The sequence below is a fragment of the Tenacibaculum sp. SDUM215027 genome (assembly GCF_050566205.1).
Taxonomy (GTDB): Bacteria; Bacteroidota; Bacteroidia; order Flavobacteriales; family Flavobacteriaceae; genus Polaribacter.
Genome location: NZ_JBNXUE010000001.1, coordinates 390,551 through 409,023 on the forward strand (window position 1 = coordinate 390,551; position 18,473 = coordinate 409,023).

At 32.5% G+C, this 18,473-nt stretch carries 15 protein-coding genes; 6 read left to right on the forward strand and 9 right to left on the reverse strand.

Annotation, left to right across the window (positions count from 1 at the left end; genetic code table 11):
- Positions 1-50 precede the first annotated feature (50 nt).
- Positions 51-446, forward strand: a complete 396-nt coding sequence (locus ACQYZ7_RS01815; protein WP_425656626.1) for a hypothetical protein — start codon at positions 51-53, stop codon at positions 444-446.
- Positions 447-550: 104 nt separating this feature from the next.
- Positions 551-1,915 carry an alanine/glycine:cation symporter family protein gene (locus ACQYZ7_RS01820; protein ID WP_430728094.1) on the forward strand — a complete coding sequence of 455 codons (1,365 nt, stop codon included), beginning with the start codon at positions 551-553 and terminating at the stop codon, positions 1,913-1,915.
- Here ACQYZ7_RS01820 and ACQYZ7_RS01825 read toward each other — a convergent pair.
- From ACQYZ7_RS01825 to ACQYZ7_RS01835, 3 genes are all read right to left on the reverse strand, one after another.
- Positions 1,875-3,635, reverse strand: a complete 1,761-nt coding sequence (locus ACQYZ7_RS01825) for a M28 family peptidase (RefSeq protein WP_430728095.1) — start codon at positions 3,633-3,635, stop codon at positions 1,875-1,877. The genes ACQYZ7_RS01820 and ACQYZ7_RS01825 overlap by 41 nt on opposite strands.
- 112 nt (positions 3,636-3,747) lie before the next feature.
- Positions 3,748-3,969, reverse strand: a complete 222-nt coding sequence (locus ACQYZ7_RS01830; RefSeq protein WP_430728096.1) for a hypothetical protein — start codon at positions 3,967-3,969, stop codon at positions 3,748-3,750.
- 144 nt (positions 3,970-4,113) lie between these two features.
- Positions 4,114-4,458, reverse strand: coding sequence for a HopJ type III effector protein (locus ACQYZ7_RS01835; protein ID WP_430728097.1), 345 nt, complete (start codon positions 4,456-4,458; stop codon positions 4,114-4,116).
- A 115-nt stretch (positions 4,459-4,573) separates the two neighbouring features.
- On the opposite strand from ACQYZ7_RS01835, the gene aspS reads away from it, so the two are divergent.
- From aspS to ACQYZ7_RS01850, 3 genes are all read left to right on the forward strand, one after another.
- The gene (gene aspS / locus ACQYZ7_RS01840; protein WP_430728098.1) at positions 4,574-6,328 is read left to right on the forward strand and encodes an aspartate--tRNA ligase; all 1,755 of its coding nucleotides are present in this window, start codon (positions 4,574-4,576) and stop codon (positions 6,326-6,328) included.
- A gap of 98 nt (positions 6,329-6,426) precedes the next feature.
- The gene (locus ACQYZ7_RS01845; protein WP_430728099.1) at positions 6,427-8,190 is read left to right on the forward strand and encodes an APC family permease; all 1,764 of its coding nucleotides are present in this window, start codon (positions 6,427-6,429) and stop codon (positions 8,188-8,190) included.
- A 97-nt stretch (positions 8,191-8,287) separates the two neighbouring features.
- The gene (locus tag ACQYZ7_RS01850; protein WP_430728100.1) at positions 8,288-10,060 is read left to right on the forward strand and encodes a chloride channel protein; all 1,773 of its coding nucleotides are present in this window, start codon (positions 8,288-8,290) and stop codon (positions 10,058-10,060) included.
- On the opposite strand, the gene glpQ is transcribed toward ACQYZ7_RS01850, so the two are convergent.
- The 4 genes from glpQ to ACQYZ7_RS01870 all read right to left on the reverse strand — a co-directional run bounded on the left by glpQ (position 10,050) and on the right by ACQYZ7_RS01870 (position 15,007).
- Entirely contained in the window at positions 10,050-11,027 is a 978-nt protein-coding gene (gene glpQ, locus ACQYZ7_RS01855) for a glycerophosphodiester phosphodiesterase (RefSeq protein WP_430728101.1), read from the reverse strand. The two genes, ACQYZ7_RS01850 and glpQ, sit on opposite strands and share 11 nt — an antisense overlap.
- A 3-nt stretch (positions 11,028-11,030) precedes the next feature.
- Positions 11,031-12,524, reverse strand: coding sequence for a YfcC family protein (locus tag ACQYZ7_RS01860; RefSeq protein ID WP_430728102.1), 1,494 nt, complete (start codon positions 12,522-12,524; stop codon positions 11,031-11,033).
- 105 nt (positions 12,525-12,629) lie between these two features.
- A complete protein-coding gene (locus ACQYZ7_RS01865; protein WP_430728103.1) occupies positions 12,630-13,688 on the reverse strand; it encodes a zinc metalloprotease in 1,059 nt (352 codons plus the stop codon).
- Between the two features lie 287 nt (positions 13,689-13,975).
- Positions 13,976-15,007 (reverse strand): zinc metalloprotease, encoded by a 1,032-nt coding sequence (locus ACQYZ7_RS01870; RefSeq protein WP_430728104.1) that lies wholly within the window; start codon positions 15,005-15,007, stop codon positions 13,976-13,978.
- A gap of 408 nt (positions 15,008-15,415) precedes the next feature.
- Between ACQYZ7_RS01870 and ACQYZ7_RS01875 the strand changes: the two genes are divergently transcribed.
- Positions 15,416-16,117: a Bax inhibitor-1/YccA family protein gene (locus ACQYZ7_RS01875; RefSeq protein ID WP_430728105.1), complete on the forward strand. Its 702-nt coding sequence runs from the start codon at positions 15,416-15,418 to the stop codon at positions 16,115-16,117.
- 51 nt (positions 16,118-16,168) lie between these two features.
- Here ACQYZ7_RS01875 and ACQYZ7_RS01880 read toward each other — a convergent pair whose 3' ends face one another.
- Complete coding sequence (locus ACQYZ7_RS01880) at positions 16,169-17,707, reverse strand: polyamine aminopropyltransferase (protein WP_430728106.1); 1,539 nt, start codon at positions 17,705-17,707, stop codon at positions 16,169-16,171.
- Between the two features lie 5 nt (positions 17,708-17,712).
- Entirely contained in the window at positions 17,713-18,471 is a 759-nt protein-coding gene (locus tag ACQYZ7_RS01885; RefSeq protein ID WP_430728107.1) for a hypothetical protein, read from the reverse strand.
- Positions 18,472-18,473: the final 2 nt, after the last annotated feature.

Below are 18,473 nucleotides of genomic sequence, written 5' to 3' on the forward strand. Positions count from 1 at the left end.
TAAAAGACGAAAGCACTAAACTTTCGTCTTTCCTTTTAAAGAAGTACTCGATGAAAAAAGATATTGAAATTCCTAAGGTAACTGGCGTTGAAATCGCAGTAGTTTTAGAAACCAATGAAATTGACAATAAAGAAGATTGGAATGTATATATTCTAAACAAAAAAGATGTCGATTTGGAAATGGTAGTCATTGTTTCTCAAGGCTTCTCCGACACTAAAACCACTTCTGTTTTCAGAAGAAAAATAGACAAACTTCCTGCAAATAGTTATCAAAAGTTTGAACTAATGCAACCTGAGTTATTTGATTTAGACAATCGTTTTCAGGTTACTTTTTTTGAAAATAACAGACTACACGATAAAACTTTTATTTTTCAAGCAGAAACAATCCAAGAAGGCTTTTTAAGAGACATCGAATTTTTAGGAAAAAAAGGTATTGTTTGTAAATAAATATGATACATATAAAATTCACAAAAGAACGATAGTTGTTAATTCACAGCTATCGTTCTTTCTTTTGTATTCACTTTTAGTACTTTCGCTTAAAATATCACTTTATGTTTGCAAGCATTCAAGACTTAGTATCTCAATTTTCTTCTTGGGTATGGGGAATTCCTTTATTAATATTACTTATTGTTGGTGGTTTATACCTCTTTATTTACTCAGGATTAATTCCATTTAGATATATTGGTCATGCTATTGCTATTTTAAGAGGAAAATATGACAAAGCTGATTCTCCAGGAGATTTATCTCACTATGAAGCTTTATCATCTGCTATTGCAGCTACAGTAGGAATGGGAAACATTAGTGGAGTTGCCATTGCTATTGCAACAGGAGGTCCTGGTGCTATTTTTTGGATGTGGGTGAGTGCTTTTGTAGGTATGGCCACCAAGTTTTTTACCTGTAGTTTATCAGTAATGTACCGCGGAACAGATGAAAACGGAAATGTAAAAGGTGGTCCGATGTATGTGATTACAGAAGGATTAGGAAAAAAATGGAAACCTTTGGCACTATTCTTCTCTGCGGCAGGATTAATAGGAACGCTACCTGCATTTCAAGCAAACCAGCTAACGCAAACCTTAGTAGATGTTTTTCAAGTACACGAAACCAACCATTTTACAGCTAAATTATTATTAGGTATCACCACTGCAATTATTGTATCGATGGTAATTTTTGGGGGAATTAAACGAATTGGTAGTGTCGCTGGAAAATTAGTTCCTGTAATGGTTGTGGTGTACCTTCTTACAGTCTTAACCATTTTGTTTTTAAGGTTAGAACAAGTTCCTGCGATTTTTTCTTTAATTTTTGAAGATGCTTTTTCAGGAAAATCTGTTTTAGGTGGTGCCTTAGGTGCTTTGATAATTACAGGAGTGAAGCGAGCTGCTTTTTCTAACGAAGCAGGTTTGGGTACTGCACCAATGATGCACGGAACAGCGAAAACAAAAGAGCCTATTCGTGAAGGATTGGTTGCCATGTTAGGGCCTGCTATTGACACTTTGTTAGTTTGTTCCCTAACCGCATTAGCTATTTTAGCTTCAGGTGTTTGGAAAGGGTTTGAAGGTAATGGAATTTCAATGACATTAGCTGCATTTGATGCTGTACTTCCTCACAATATCGGAAGCGTTATTTTAACTATTTGTGTATTAATTTTCGCTTTTTCAACGTTGTTTACCTACTCTTTTTACGGATTGAGCTGTTTAAGCTTTTTAACCAATACTAAAATTGGAAAGAATTATAACTACATTTATATTTTTACAATTGCAGTTGCCTCTATCATCAAATTAGACTTTGTAATTAACTTAATTGATAGCGCCTATGCTTTGATGGCAATTCCTACAGTAATTTCAACATTAATCTTAGCTCCTAAAGTTAAAAAAGAAGCTAAAAAGTATTTTCAGAAGTTAAAAGCGAATGCTTTTTAACACGTTTAAGCTTTTCAATTATCTTAGAGGATAAAGAATCTATTTTTTTTGATGTCTCTTTTATATATTCTTGATGCTTTGTTGAATCCTTTACAATATCTAAAGTTGTTTTAGTCGAATTGATATACCAGTCTTTCCATGCTGAAATAATTGATAATTGAGTTGATAAAGAATCTCCTTTTTTTAATGCTATTTCACTTTGTCTTTGTTCTTCTTGAAGCCTTGACATAGCTGATTTCTCAATATTTAATAATATTGATTTAGCTGTAGTATTATTTGCATTTAACAAAGTATAGGCAGAAGCTAACGAAGATACTCCTACATTTTTAAGCGTTTTTTGAGACACTTTATCGATTCGATCGTTATCTGTATGATAAAATTGGTCGGTAAAATGCCAGAATAGAACGCTAGGAATATTTCTCTTTAAAAAAGGTACATGATCACTACCTCCTTCAAACGGATTTGTATTAACTACCCAATTTGTTCTCTTTCCTTGCTCCTTGAATTTATCAATTAAAAAATCATTTAAATAATGAGGTTTCATTTCTTCTAACTTCATTTTGCTTCCACCCCATTCGGTATGTTTATCATTACCTCTTGTCCAAATAGCACTAGGATCAGGCATTTTTTCAATTAAAAAAGTACCGCCAGTTTTTTCAGTATCTTCTCCAACCATATCTAATGAGATCCCCCATTTAATATCTTTTGCCCTTATACTATCTTCTTTCACATATCTATTTGTTGAAACAATTTCATCACCCCATAAAAAAGTTAAGGTTCTATTGGGTACAAATATGTTGTTTTTGATAAGCTCAGCTGTAAGTGTAGCCATTTCTAAAGCAACACCAACACCTGTAGCATTGTCATTTGCACCAGGTTCTTGTATATGAGCACTAAAAACCAAACGTTCTTTAGGTTCCTTATTCCCTTTTATATCAGCAACAATTGTCAATTCTTCTGATGGATAAATATTTGTTTCAATAGTTACTTTTAAGGATACTTTTCCTTTTGAGAATTCTGCTTTTAATTTCTCTTTAGCCTTATAAGACATCGCAATTGCCCAAGACTTTACTTCTTCATTTAACGGGATAGATCTAAATTGAATAGAAGTAGTGTTCTTTTGAGGTTGTAAATATTTTGGATTGCTATACGTAATAAGTCCCAGAGCTCCTCCTTTTACAATAGCTTGGTTAAAGATTCTATGAGGACTTGTTTCTGCAAAAACAATCTTTCCTTTAACATCTATATCTTTTAACTTTTTTAAGTCTTTAATGTAAACGACCTCTGCACTAATTCCTTCTTTAGGAGTACTGTAAGAATTTAAAGCAATCATATTTCTATTTGTACTGTGCTGTAAAAGGAGAACATCTTCCCCAATTATATTTACAGAAGCATTTACAGATTCCCAAGTAGGATTTTTTAAGGGTCTTTTTTCTATCCTGTAGGTTAAAATATCATTACTCGTAGCACTATCTTCTTTAACAAATCCTGACTTTTCTAATTCTTTAGCAATTTTATATACACTTTTATTAAAGCCAAGATTACCAACAACACGCCAATATTTTTCTACAAAAGAAGTTGTTTCATAGGCCAAGTCACCCGTAAATTCTTCATTTAAAACATCAAAATAATTAGAGGTATTTAAAACGGGAACTGCTTTTTCATTCTTACAACTTATAAATAATAAAAGGAAAGGTAATAGATAAAGTTTTTTTTGCATAACGGGATTTTATGGCTTTAAATGTACACTTTTTATGTCTTCTTGTGCTTGTCAATTTTACTTTCTTAATGACGATAATTCATTTAATGTGTTACAAAAACTGTAAACTGTTTTACTCTCTCCCTATCGGATAATCTTCATAAAAATCTTCAAAGGTTTTATCCGTCGTATATTGATCTCGTAATACTTTGTAAACCATTAACACTACTAGTAATTGACCAATAACTGTAAGTATAAACACCCAGCTAAAGCCTATATCAGTATAGACCAAAGCAGTAAGCACTAATAAAAAAATAGTGACAAACAACACCCAAAACATCGCCGAATTCTTCATAATCACACATTACCCTATAATTTACAAAAAAATCAATAAATAATAAAGCCCTTATTACTTTATAAAAAGTAACCTTAGGTTTTTAATATTACTGTGGAGTATTTATTTAAGATAGAAGAAGTAGACTAATTCTCTAAAAAATCCTTAACGTTTTTTTAGCGCCTCTCCTTCAAAAAATAGGCCTTCAAAACCAGTTTTTATAAAATTTCTAATGTTTTGGTGATCTGTTCCTTCAGGATTTTTTAAAACATCCTCAAAATAATGCTGTCCAAAACAAGCCAAGGTTTCTTCTTTACTAAACCCCTGTTGTATAGCAAACGAAAACACTTTACATGAACCTTGATTTTTTTCAGCTTCATTGTATAAATCTCCATTTTTAAAGGCAGTGGGTGTAAAATTATATAAATTTTCAATCACTGACATAGTATCAGAAAACTCAACTTTTTCTGGTGTATTTTGTATCGTTTCTTTAAATCTATCTAGTGTCATTTTAAAAAGGTTTTACGCTACAAAACAAAAGATTAAAACTCATAAAAACTAACTAGTAGTAATTTTTTACAAACTAACATTTATAGTTAAATTTGCACAGCAAAAATTTCAAGAAATGTACAGAACGCATACTTGTGGTGAATTAAGAGCATCGCACATCAATACTGAAGTTACCCTTTCTGGATGGGTACAAAAATCACGTGATAAAGGTTTTATGATTTGGGTAGATTTACGTGATCGTTACGGAATTACACAATTAATTTTTGACGAAGAGCGCACTTCTAAAGATTTAATGGAAAAAGCGAAGACCTTAGGACGTGAGTTTGTAGTACAAGTAACTGGTAAAGTTATTGAGCGTCAATCTAAAAATGCCAATATCCCAACAGGTGATGTAGAAGTTTTAGTATCAAACTTGGAAATTTTAAACGAAGCTAAATTACCTCCTTTTACCATTGAAGATGAAACCGACGGTGGTGAAGATATTCGTATGAAATATCGTTATTTAGATATTCGTCGTAACCCAGTAAAAAACAGCTTGGTTTTCCGTCATAAAGTATCGATGGAAGTTCGCAAATATTTATCTGACAAAGGATTTATAGATGTTGAAACTCCATATTTAATTAAATCTACTCCAGAAGGAGCACGTGATTTCTTAGTTCCATCACGTATGAACGCGGGACAGTTTTACGCCTTACCGCAATCACCACAAACCTTTAAACAGTTATTAATGGTAGGTGGAATGGATAAATACTTCCAGATTGTAAAGTGTTTTAGAGACGAAGATTTACGTGCCGACCGTCAACCAGAATTTACACAGATAGACTGTGAAATGGCGTTTGTTGAACAAGAAGATATTTTAGAGATTTTTGAAGGAATGACACGTCATTTATTAAAAGAAATCAACAACATTGACGTAGAGAAATTCCCAAGAATTACGTTTGATGAAGCAATGCGTAAGTACGGTAACGATAAACCTGACATTCGTTTCGGAATGGAGTTTGGTGAATTAAACGAAGTTGCACAACATAAAGATTTCAAAGTATTCAATTCAGCAGAATTAGTGGTAGGTATTGCTGTACCAGGAGGAGCTTCATATACTCGTAAAGAAATTGACAAGTTAATTGATTGGGTAAAGCGTCCGCAAGTAGGAGCTTTAGGAATGGTATATGTAAAGTGTAACGAAGACGGAAGCTTTAAATCTTCAGTAGATAAATTCTACGATCAAGAAGATTTAGCTAAATGGGCTGAAGCTACAGGAGCGAAGGCAGGAGATTTAATTTGTGTGCTTTCAGGAAATACTAACAAAGTTCGCGCACAATTAAGCGCTTTACGTATGGAAATGGCAGAACGTTTAGGTTTACGTAAATCAAACGAGTTTGCTCCATTATGGGTAATTGATTTTCCATTATTAGAATTAGATGAAGAAACAGGTCATTACCACGCAATGCACCATCCATTTACCTCTCCAAAACCAGGTCAGTTAGCCTTATTAGACACCGACCCAGGAGCCGTGAAAGCGAATGCCTACGATTTAGTGTTAAATGGAAACGAAATTGGTGGAGGTTCTATTAGAATTCACGATAAAGAAACACAAACTATCATGTTTAAGCATTTAGGATTTACCGAAGAAGAAGCGAAAGCTCAATTCGGGTTCTTAATGGATGCTTTCGAATACGGAGCACCACCACACGGAGGTTTAGCTTTCGGGTTGGATAGATTGGTAGCTATTTTAGGAGGACAAGAAACTATTCGAGATTTTATTGCCTTCCCAAAAAACAATTCAGGACGCGATGTAATGATCGATGCACCTGCAACCATAGACGATGATCAACTACAAGAACTAAGCATCAAACTAGATGTTAAATCTTAAAAAAATAAAAACCCTGCAAAATTTGCAGGGTTTTTTATTACCTTTAATGTACGTCATGAGAAAGGTTAAACTTCACGAAAACAAATCAATAACATATCATGAAACAATCTGTTTCTAAAAAGCTAAATGAATTAGAGTCAACTGCTATTTGTGGTAACGACATTAGCTCTTCTGTTTTGTATGTATCAGCATTAGCTATTGCCTTTGCAGGTCAATATGCATGGATAACCCTTTTAATCGTATCGGTTGTTCTGTTTTTATTTCGGAAAATTTATGGTGAAGTAGTTGGCGCAATGCCCTTAAACGGTGGTGCTTATAATGCTTTATTAAACACTACTAGTAAGTTAATGGCCTCCTTTGCTGCTACACTTACCATACTTTCTTATATGGCAACTGCAGTAATTTCTGCAAATGAAGCAATTCACTACTTACATCATCTAATTCCTTCAATGCCTATAATTATAACAACTGTTGGGCTTTTATTTTTTTTTGCTTTATTAACTATTGGAGGCATAACAGAATCGGCTAAAGTGGCTGTCGGAATTTTTTTATTTCACCTACTATCGTTACTTGTACTTGCTTTTTTTATTCTCTTTTATTTGTCTCAAAACGGAATTGATATACTTTTTAACAACTGGAATCATCAATCCGAAAACAGTATTTGGTATGCTATCTTTTTTGGTTTTGCCGCTTCGATGTTAGGAGTTTCTGGTTTCGAAAGTTCTGCAAATTTTGTTGAAGAACAACAAAAAGGAGTGTTTCCTAAAACATTAAAGAACATGTGGGTAATTGTAAGTATTATTAATCCTTTGATGGCTGTATTTGCTTTATCTCTTTTCGCTATCCCTGTTTTACAGAGCTCAGACTATCAAAACACCTTGTTAGTTCAGATGGGAGATTTTGTTGGTGGCGAATGGGTTGCTGCAGTTATTGCTATAGATGCTTTTTTAGTATTAAGCGGAGCTGTTTTAACAAGCTTTGTAGGTGTTACAGGTTTGTTAGAGCGTATGACTTTAGACCGAATAATGCCACAATTCTTTTTAAAAAAGAATAAAAGAGGTAGCTCTTACCGAATCATTATTTTATTCTTTATCCTAGCTGTTTCTGTATTACTAATAACTAATGGAAACGTTGCCTTATTGGCTGGTGTGTATACCATTTCTTTTTTATCGGTAATGGCGTTGTTTGCTATAGGAAACATCTTATTAAAAATAAGAAGGAATCAATTACCTAGACCTGAAAAAGCAACCTGGGCTTCCGTTTTATTAGCTATAATTGCTGTATCATGTGCTTTAGTAGGTAATATTTTAATGGAACCAAAAGATGGTTTACCTAGTAATACTTCAGTATTTTTAAACTACTTTATTCCAACCATAATTTTCATTATAATAATGCTAAACCGTACTGTTTTATTAAAACTAGTACTACAAGTAATTTATGCCATTTTTAACCCTCTAAGACGACTAGTTTCAAGTACGGATAAAAAAATTACACAAACCATTAATAAAATAAACGACCAAGAATTTGTCTTTTTTACAAAAGGTGATAACATTGCTACTCTCAATAAGGTTATGTTATACATTATTAAAAATGAGCATACTAAAAAAATAAAAATTGTATTGGCTCTTGATGAAGGAGATACAATTCCTGAGAACCTACCTAACGAAATTACCTTTTTAGATAGAGAATACCCAAAAATTAAAGTCAACTTTCAAGTTGTTCAGGGGAAGTTTAGCCCCGAGCTAATTAAAGAGTTATCTAAAAAGTGGAGAATTCCTATTAATTTTATGTTTATAGGTGCTCCAAGCGATAAGTTTCCCTACAAGGTTGAAGAGTTAGGTGGAGTTCGATTAATTGTATAATAAAATTTTTCATCTTATTTAATAAATTAAAAAGAGGATAGTATCTTTAAATATTCTTAACTAGCTTTTCAAAAATTAACTAAGAGTCTAGAAAACAATGCCATCATCTAAAGAAGCTTATAAAAAAATATTAATCTGGAGATACAAACATATCTCTGAACGACAGTTTGTATATGTTTTAAGCGTTTTAGTCGGATTTTTAGCGGGTATTGGTACCTTAATCCTTAAAAATCTTACTTTCTACTTTCACCGGATTTTAGAAGATGGTCTTATCAAGGACTACCATCATTCTTTATACTTCATCTTCCCTATTTTAGGATTATTTTTAGTTTATTACATTAAAAAATACCTCATCAAAAAAGATATTGGTCATGGTATTTCTACCACCCTACAATCCATTTCTAAAAAAAACGGAATTATAGAACGCTATAAAATCTATGCTTCTTTAATTACTGCACCAATAACTGTTGGTTTTGGTGGTTCGGTAGGGTTACAAGGTCCTGCTGTTAGTACAGGTGCCGCCTTAGGATCAGGAGTAGCACAGTTATTTCATATGAATATGAGAACTCGTATGTTATTAATTGGTTGTGCTACCGCCGGCGCGATGTCGTCAATGTTCAAAGCCCCCATTGCCGCTATTATTTTTGCAGTGGAAATTTTCAGCTTAGACCTTGCCTTTGCATCGTTAGTTCCGTTATTATTAGCATCTGTTTCTGCGGTAATTACTTCATATTTCTTTTTAGGAAAAGATGTACTGTTTAGTGTGCAACTACAAGATGCTTTTGAAATTAACGACCTTATTTTTTACATTGCTTTAGCCATTTTTACAGGGTTCTCTTCTGTATATTTTTCTAAAATATATTTTAGAATCATTAATTTCTTCAAAAAATATAATCCTTTTAAGCGACTAATTTTTGGTGGAATTGCCATTGGTATAATGCTCTTTCTAATTCCGCCGCTATTTGGTGAAGGATACGGAATTATCAATAACTTATTATCTGAGAATGCTAGTGCTGCTCTTAAAAGCATTCATTATAACATTGATTTTGATAATGTTTGGATGGTTATTATTTTTCTGTTAATCATTGGAGTTTTTAAAGTAATTGCCATGACTACTACTTTTGCTGCTGGTGGAGTTGGTGGTATTTTTATTCCTACACTCGTTATGGGAAGTTCCTTAGGAAATGTTACGGCTAAAATTATCAACCAATTCGGGTTTGATGTCTCAGAAACTAATTTTACGTTGATTGGTATGACAGGGCTAATGGCTGGTGTTTTACACGCTCCGCTAACCGCAATTTTCTTAATTGCCGAAATTACTGGAGGATATGATCTGTTTGTTCCACTGATGCTTGTTTCTGCAGTTTCTTATGCCATCACTAAATACTTTGTGTCTAATTCCATTTACACTATAGAACTAGCAAAACGCGGTGAACTCATTACTCACAACAAAGACAAAAATGTAATGATGATGATGAAGATTAGTAAAGTTATTGAAAAGAATTTTATTAAAATTCATCCAGACATGACTCTTGGAGAAATGCTAAAGCAAGCCGTTTCTAAATCGAAACGAAATATTTTTCCTGTAGTTGATAGTGATAATAAATTTAGAGGAATTGTTTTGTTGGATGATATCCGCCCTATGATGTTTAATCAAGAACTTTATGAAACGACTACCGTTAGAGATATTATGAAGATACCGCCCGCCATTATTTTTTATGATGATAATACAGAAAAGGTAATGCTAAAATTTAAAGAAAGTGGTGCATGGAACTTACCTGTAGTTAAAAACGGTGTTTATGTTGGTTTTATATCTAAATCAAAACTACTATCAGTGTATCGAAATAAGTTAATAGAAGTTACTGTTTAGTTAAATACTGTACCATTTTATCTGGAAAATCAGTAAAACCGCCATCAACATCTGCTTCAAAAAGTAATACTTGCATCATTTCTTCAAAAGAATAAAACTCATCTAGTTGATCTGATCTAAAGGTATATGGATGTACTTTTAAACCTAGTTTATGAGCTTCTTCAACCAATGTTGTAAACTGCCATCTAGTTCCTTCTTTCTTATCTAAAATTTGTTTGTACCACGGACCTAACCCATCTGCATAAGTCGCAAAATGTTTAAGCTGCTTCGTTTCTTCTGGAAACTCAATCAATTGTACCAAAAACAAGTTTGATTTTAGTTCTTTTCGGGCTCTCTCCAGCTCTTTCGCATCGAAGCATTGAAACATGCATTTATCATTCTTAGTTTTATAACCGTATTCAGAAAGAATGTTCAATGTAATTTTAGCAATGTCTTTTTCATTTTGATGATGAAACTCAGGGTTTTTAATTTCTGGATAAATTCCGATATTTTTTCCTGTGGAAGCATTCAGACCTTGAATCAATTCTATTTCTTGTTGAAATGAGTGTAACTTAAAACTTCCTTTTCCCTTCGGAAATCGATTCGGATATATTTGTTTTCCAGTTTTTGGATCAAATCTTTCGGTAACATTCAGCCGCTGCAATTCATCAAACGTAAAATCAATCACATAAAAACGTTTGTCTTCTCGTTGTCTTTCTGGGAATTTTTCAGTTACATCTGTAACATCATCCAAATAAATATCATGAATTACTACGGGGACATCGTCTTTACTCAATACTAAATCTTGTTCTATATAATCAGGATTCATAGCATGTGCCATGACTTTAGCTTCCATAGTATGTTCTGGTAAATATCCTGAGGCACCCCGATGAGCAATTACAATTTTATTTTTCATATTGGTCAATTTAGTTTCTGGCTTACATCCGAAGAAAAGAAACAAGAAAAACAATGCATAAATTTGTTTCATTCTTTACAAATATACTTGAGCGGTTAAAATAATCATTGTAAAAACCGTTAAGATAATTACTAACGGAATTACAAACTTTAACCATTTATCATACCCTACTTTCACAATAGCTAATGAAGCTAAAATTAAACCTGTTGGGTTGATAAAAGCAAATAGTCCCATTCCATATTGATAAGTATTTACAATTACTTCTCTACCTACTCCTACTGTATCTGCTAATGGAGACATAATTGGCATAGTTAATACTGCCATTCCTGATGAACTAGGAATGAAAAATGATAATCCTGAATAAATAAAAAGCATTACGTTGGTAAAAATACCTTTAGACATTCCTGTAGTAAACTCACTTGCATGTTGTAAAATAGTATCACTTATCAATCCTTGTTCCATTAATACTGAAACTCCTCGTGCGATACCAATAATAAAAGCAACTCCTAATAAATCTCCTGCTCCTTTAATAAAAGTGTTTACAAAGTTTTCTTCTTTCATTCTGGCTAAAAAACCAATTAAAATAGCACCTATTAAAAATACTACAGTCATTTCTTCAAACCACCACCCTAAACGAGAAACTCCATAAATCATAATTACAAAACACATAGCAAAAATGGTTAATATAATTCGTAGTCTACCTGTTAAAGTATGCGTATTTGAAGTTGTGCTACCAAACAGCCCTTCTATCATTTCTTTTTGATCATAAATAATCGATTTCGTTGGGTTCTTTTGAACTTTATTGGCATAACGTAAAATGTAAATCACACAAATAATAATCCCACCAATTAACATTAACAATCTTCCTGTAAAACCAGTTGTCCAATTAATTCCTGCGGCATCTGAAGCAATAATAACACTAAACGGATTTACTGTTGAGCACATTGTACCAATAGATGACCCAATATACACACAAGCTAAAGCTACTATGGCATCGTATTTTGCTGCTAAAAATATCGGAATAAGAATCGGATAAAAAGCAATAGTTTCTTCTGCCAATCCAAAGGTTGTTCCTCCTACAGCTATTAAGGTAGTTACAACAAATATGAGCCAATATTCTTTTCCTTTTAATGCTTTTGCTAACCAAGCTATTCCTGCGTCAAAAGCTCCTGTGAAGTTCATTATTCCTATAATTCCACCTAAAATTAGGACAAATAAAATTATATCAGACGATTGAATGATTCCTTTTATAGGAGATTTGAAAAAATCTAAAAACCCTTGTGGTTTTGGAGCTAACTGCGAGTAGGTTCCTGGTACACTGATTGGTTTTGCGATATCTCCATTGGTAAACTTTTCTAATGGGATTTTAATTCCCAAGTTTTCTAATGTTTCTTGACTTGCTTGTATTGTTTTCTCTTCTTCTAGGTGTAAATACGTAAATGAATTATTATTTTTCTGATACTGTAACGTATCAAACTTACCTGCTGGTACAAACCATGTTAAAACAGCTACCAATCCTGCTATAAGCAATAAGATCGTATGCGGAGTTGGGAATTTAATGTTCTTCAAGACAAAAGTTATTATTTATCCGCATAAAAGTAAAAAAAACCAAGAGATGTACATCTCTTGGTTAGGTAATAATTACAATGATTATTGAGAAAAGACTTAAGTTTTCTAATTTAATATAGACGCTCTAGCACCTCCTGGCTGAAAGATTGCTCTCATTCTATTACGTTGACCATCTGTAAACATATACATGCAAGCATCATCAACATAATCCATATAGTTCATTGTCATATCTGGTGACTTACAGTTAACTGTTGGATATGAAGGACACCCATAATTAGGCCCATCAGAAGCAGGTGTGTCTTCTACAAAATCGTCTTGACGACATCTCCCATCTCCCCAAATATGGCGAAGGTTTAAATAATGTCCTATTTCATGAGTTAAAGTTCTACCTTCATTATAAGGTGCTGCAGAACCTCCTGGTAAACTAGAATATAATAGAACTACTCCATCGGTAGCTGAGTTTCCTCCAGGAAATTGAGCATACCCTAAAATTCCTCCTCCAATATTACACACCCAAATATTTAAATGAGTTTCGGGTGTAATTGGTGGATAAGCTTGCTTTACTGCATTATTAGTTCCCCATGAAGACTTAGAGTCATCATATCTAAAAGTACCTGCTAGTGTAAACGTTATTTCGGTATTAGTAGCATCATTAATAAAATCGGTAGCGCCCGAAGGTAACTGATTTTTATTGGGGCTTGTAAAATCACTATTGATCACATTCATTTGTGATTGAACTTGTAAATTTGTAACCGCGTTTGCATTTGGTAATACTATATGAAAATACACAGGAATATCAATGCTTAAACCATCATCTATCGGTTCAACATCAACATCTCCACCTCCATTATTTCCTCCATTTCCATTTCCACCTCCTGGTGTTCCATCTGGTTTTTTACTATTTAGAAACTTCCTTGTAGCATATTCGATGTCGTACATTTTCTTGTATAACCCTGGGACTTCTTTTACTTGCCGATTTAAAACCTTCATGGAATAACATTTGTTAGGTATTGTTCCTTTTGAGGCAACCTCATCTGTTTCAATATAAAAATCACTCATATCAACAGCTACTTCTTGGGCTATTTCTTCTTTATTATTTGTTTCATCCTGACAGCCAATTAACAGACTTGTTACTACTACAAATCCTAGAAAAATTTTTCTCATTTGTTAAAGTTTTAAAAGTTAGTTAAAGTTTTCATTTTATAGCTATCCAATTTACAAAGAACAAAAACAAACAAAAACAGGAAAAACACCTGATAAACAACACATTAAACGCCTTTTATATAGAAATTATAGTAAAACCTTAAAACAATCTTATCCTTAGAGCACAAGACATTGTTCCTGAAATTCAATTCTTTTCAAAAGAAAAAAGCCAAGAGATTTAAATCTCTTGGCTTTATAATAATTATAAATAATTATTGAGAACGTCTTTTAAAAAAGACTTTGGTTTCTTAGTTTAACATAGAGTCTCTTGCTCCTCCAGAAGCAAATAAAGCTCTCATTCTGTTACGTTGACCATCAGTAAACATATACATACAAGCATCATTTGTATAATCCATGTAATTCATAGTCATATCAGCTGACTTACAGCTAACATCTGGGAAAGTTGGGCATCCATAGTTTGAAGCATCAGAAGATGGAGTATCAGCTACGAAATCGTCTTGACGACATCTTCCATCACCCCAAATGTGACGTAAGTTTAAGTAGTGACCTACTTCGTGAGTTGCAGTTCTACCCATGTTATATGGAGCAGATGAACCCCCTGGTAAGCTTCCTGCTAATAACACAACACCATCTGTAGATAAAGAACCTCCTGGGAATTGAGCATATCCTAAAATACCTCCTCCTATTTCACATACCCAAACATTTAAGTGAGTTTCTGGTGTTACTGGAGGGTAAGCGGCCTTTACAGCATCGTTAGTTCCCCAAGAAGACCTAGAATCATCATGTCTAAAAGTACCTGCTAATGTAAATTGGATTCCTGTATCAGTTGCATCATTGATAAAATCAGATGCTCCTGAAGGAAGTTGATTTGTATTTGGATTGCTAAAATCATCATTCAACACATTCATTTGTGCTTGAATTTGAGAATTTGTAACACTGTTAGAGTTAGGTAAAACAACGTGTACATATACAGGAATATTAATAGTTCCTAAACCATCTTCGATTGGAGCTACATCTACATCTCCACCACCAGTGTCTCCTCCTCCTGGTTTACCTTTCGCTGTTGTTAACTTTCTTGTAGCATACTCAATATTATACATTTTCTTGTATAATCCTGGGTTTTCTTTTACTTGTCTGTTTAAAACTCTCATCGAGTGACATTGCTCCGATCCTCCTTTATGAGAAACTTCTTCAGTTTCTACATAAAAATCGCTCATGTCAATTGCTTCTTGAGTTGGTAACGCTTCATCTTTAGCGTTTTCCTGACACCCTACTAAAACTGAGGCTGCTACAGCTAGTGTTAAAAAAATTCTTTTCATGTTGTGAATAATTAAAAAATTAGTTATTGAAAAACTGCCCATAGGGCAATAAATTTGTTAAAAAACTCAAAAGCGGAAGTTTCATTAATTAATATGTTAAATAACTAACACTTTGGTAATTATTTGAAGGGTTTTTTAACGATGTGCAATATATAATTTTTTTTTAATGCTAAAAAAAAGTTAAAAAAAAGTTAATTTATTAGAGTTCATCACTTGGGACCCCTATTTTATTAACAAAATCAAAATGTTAAAATTTAACAAGAATGATGTAAAAAACGTCAATTTTAAACAAAACAAGTTGTCAATACGATATTTTTCAATCATTTAAACTACGTTTTTTGCAATACAAGTCGACGAAGTTAAAATCACCTAAAAAACATATCTTTACATCCTATTAAAAAATTAATTATGGAAAACTCATTTGAGCCAAAAGTGCTTGTGGCACAAGTATCAGAAACTGATAGAATTGCTTTTTACAAAAAAACCTATGCGCACGTTGCTGGTGGTGTATTACTGTTTGTTTTGTTTGAATATTTATTTTTACAAAGCGCTACTATTGTTGAATTTGCCTTATCAATGACGCAAGGTTATAAATGGCTATTGTTACTAGGTGGTTTTATGTTAATTACAAACTATGCAGAAAGTACTGCTTTAAAAACCTCTGATAAAAACTTACAATATTTAGCATATTCAGGGTATATTTTTGCGGAAGCATTTATTTTTATCCCTTTAATTTACATTGCCATATCCTACGCTAATAATTTGGATGTTATAAAACAAGCAGGTATTGTTACACTAGCATTATTTGTTGGAATTTCATCAATCGTTTTTATCACAAAAAAGGATTTTTCTTTTATTAGAGCGGGATTATCTGTTGGATTCTTTATCGCTATTGGACTGATTATTGCTGGTGCTTTATTTGGATTTAATTTAGGGTTATGGTTCTCAGTTGGAATGTGTGTATTAGCCGCTGGTTCTATTTTATATCAAACATCTAACTTAGTTAACAAATTCTCTACAGATGATTACATTCCTGCAGCATTAGGTTTGTTTGCTTCTTTAATGTTATTATTCTGGTATGTATTACAAATATTTATGTCGAGAGATTAAGACTAAGTTTATAAACTATACTAAAAAAAGCCTCCTTTTGGAGGCTTTTTTTTAGTATAAATCCCAATTTCCTTCTCTATAATAGGTATATAATTTAGGTGAAAAAATTGTGTTAACTTTTATTCCTGTAGTGTCTGTTAATGGTTTTCCAAATGCTATTAGTTGAGGTATAACATTATTATTTAGCCATTTTAAATTTAACTCAGATACGTTTACTTCTATAATTTCTTTCTTAGAAACACTATTATGTTTTGCCATAACCCATCCCCATTCTCCTAAAGTTAAAATTTGATTATGCATCGGTATAGTTTTCAATCCTGCTGCTCTTAAAGTTTTATCAATACAGTAAAAAGCTTTGGTTGCATAATAAGGACTACCAGCTTGTGTTATAAAAACACCATCTTTTTTTAATTTTAATTTACATAATTTATAAAACTCTTTTGTGTATAATTTGTTTAAATCGACATTATTAGGGTCTGGTAAATCAACATAAATTACATCATATTTTTCTTTAGTTTCTTCTAAAAAATTGAATGCGTCCTGTGTTATTGTTTCTAATCTAGGATCATTCATCGAATTATCATTTAATGTTTTAAAAACTGAATAATTCTTACCTAAATCAACCATATTAGGGTCTAAATCTACCAGTGTTACCTTTTGTACATCTTCATATTTAAAAACCTCTCTAACCAAGCAACCATCACCTCCTCCTAATACTAATATATTTGCATGTGACTTTGTTAAGTTCATTGGAAGATGTACCATAGGTTCATGATACATAAACTCATCAAAAGAAGAGAGTTGTTGATTTCCGTTTATGTATAACGAATACCAATTTTTCCATTTGGTAACTACTATTTTTTGGTATTTTGTTTGTTTAGAGTATACTATTTTGTCTTTATACTTTACTTGTTCACCGTATTGAACTATTGGTTTTGAAAAATACAAACCTAAGAGAATAAGAATAGTTACCAAAACATACGTTATTTCAAGTCTTTTCCTTGCTTTTAAAGACACATGCTCTTTTAATACTCTAAATAAATAATAAGAAACTCCTAGGTTTAAGAAGCCTAATAAAAAAGGAGTATACGTTAGCCCCAAATAAGGTAATCCTACAAAAGCAAAAAATAAACCTCCAATTAAACTTCCGAAATAATCTTTTTCTAAAATATTCGAAATGTTTAGACGTAATTCTTCAAACTCATCATTAATTCTTGTAGCAAAAGGAATTTCTAACCCTATTAATAAACCTATTAAAATAGACAGGAAGTAAATTACCAACCATGAAACGTCAGTTACACCATAAACAACATAGGATACCAAGGCTGAAAATGATACTAGAATTGACAAAATCAATTCTGTTAAAATGAAATAAACAATTACTTGCTTAGTAAAAAACTTACTAAACCTACTTCCCAACCCCATAGCAAACAACATTATTGATACTATTAAAGTAAATTGTAAAATAGCATTTCCAATAAAGTAAGAAGCTAGGGTAGATAAAATATATTCCGCTACAATACCACTAATTCCAGTGGCAAATAGTGCTATTTTAAGCGCTAGGGATTTTTGTTTTTTTGTATATGCCAAATCTATTATTTTCCGTAGCCACCAGAACGAGACCTAGTTGAAGAACCGTTTGAATACCTTGAAGAACTTCTTGATGATCTTCTATTTAAGCTACTCCATTTCTTTACATTTTGTGCTTTTCTTGAGAAAAAAGAACTTCTATTGGTTCTTTCATAAGTACTTCTCGTTCCGTAGGTATAATTTCCTCTTGAGGATTGATTACCATAATACGGGTTTCCATTATTATTATAAGTTCTATACCCATTATAATCACTTCTGTAAGTATTTCTTCTGGTTCCTAACCAATACCAAAAAAAAGGACTGGTACCATGTGTTCTCCATCTTCTTTGACTGTTATTTGTTTTTGTAGAATCTTTAGAAGTTCCTTCCCATTTCCCATGCTTTTTATCTCCAATTGCCCAACCAAACCCTACAGGTTGTGCTACTCGTGATAACCTTCCATTATGACTAGATACTATTTCCATACCTAAATCATTTTCATGCTTTTTAAAGTATTTCTTACTTACAGTTTGCCATGGGGTTTTTTTAGTATGTAACGAATCTTTTACTAATGTTAATATGTTATATTTCTGCTGATACACCATATAGTCGGGTTCTTCCTCTATTTTCATATCATCTAAAACTACAGAAAAATCTTTGTCTTTATTTTTTTTGATAATCGCTTCTGTAGGTTCTATTAAAACCGTTTTTGCTTGCTTATAACTTTTAGAGCACCCTATTAGGAAAAAACTCCCTATTAGGAAATAACATAGTAATTTATTCATGC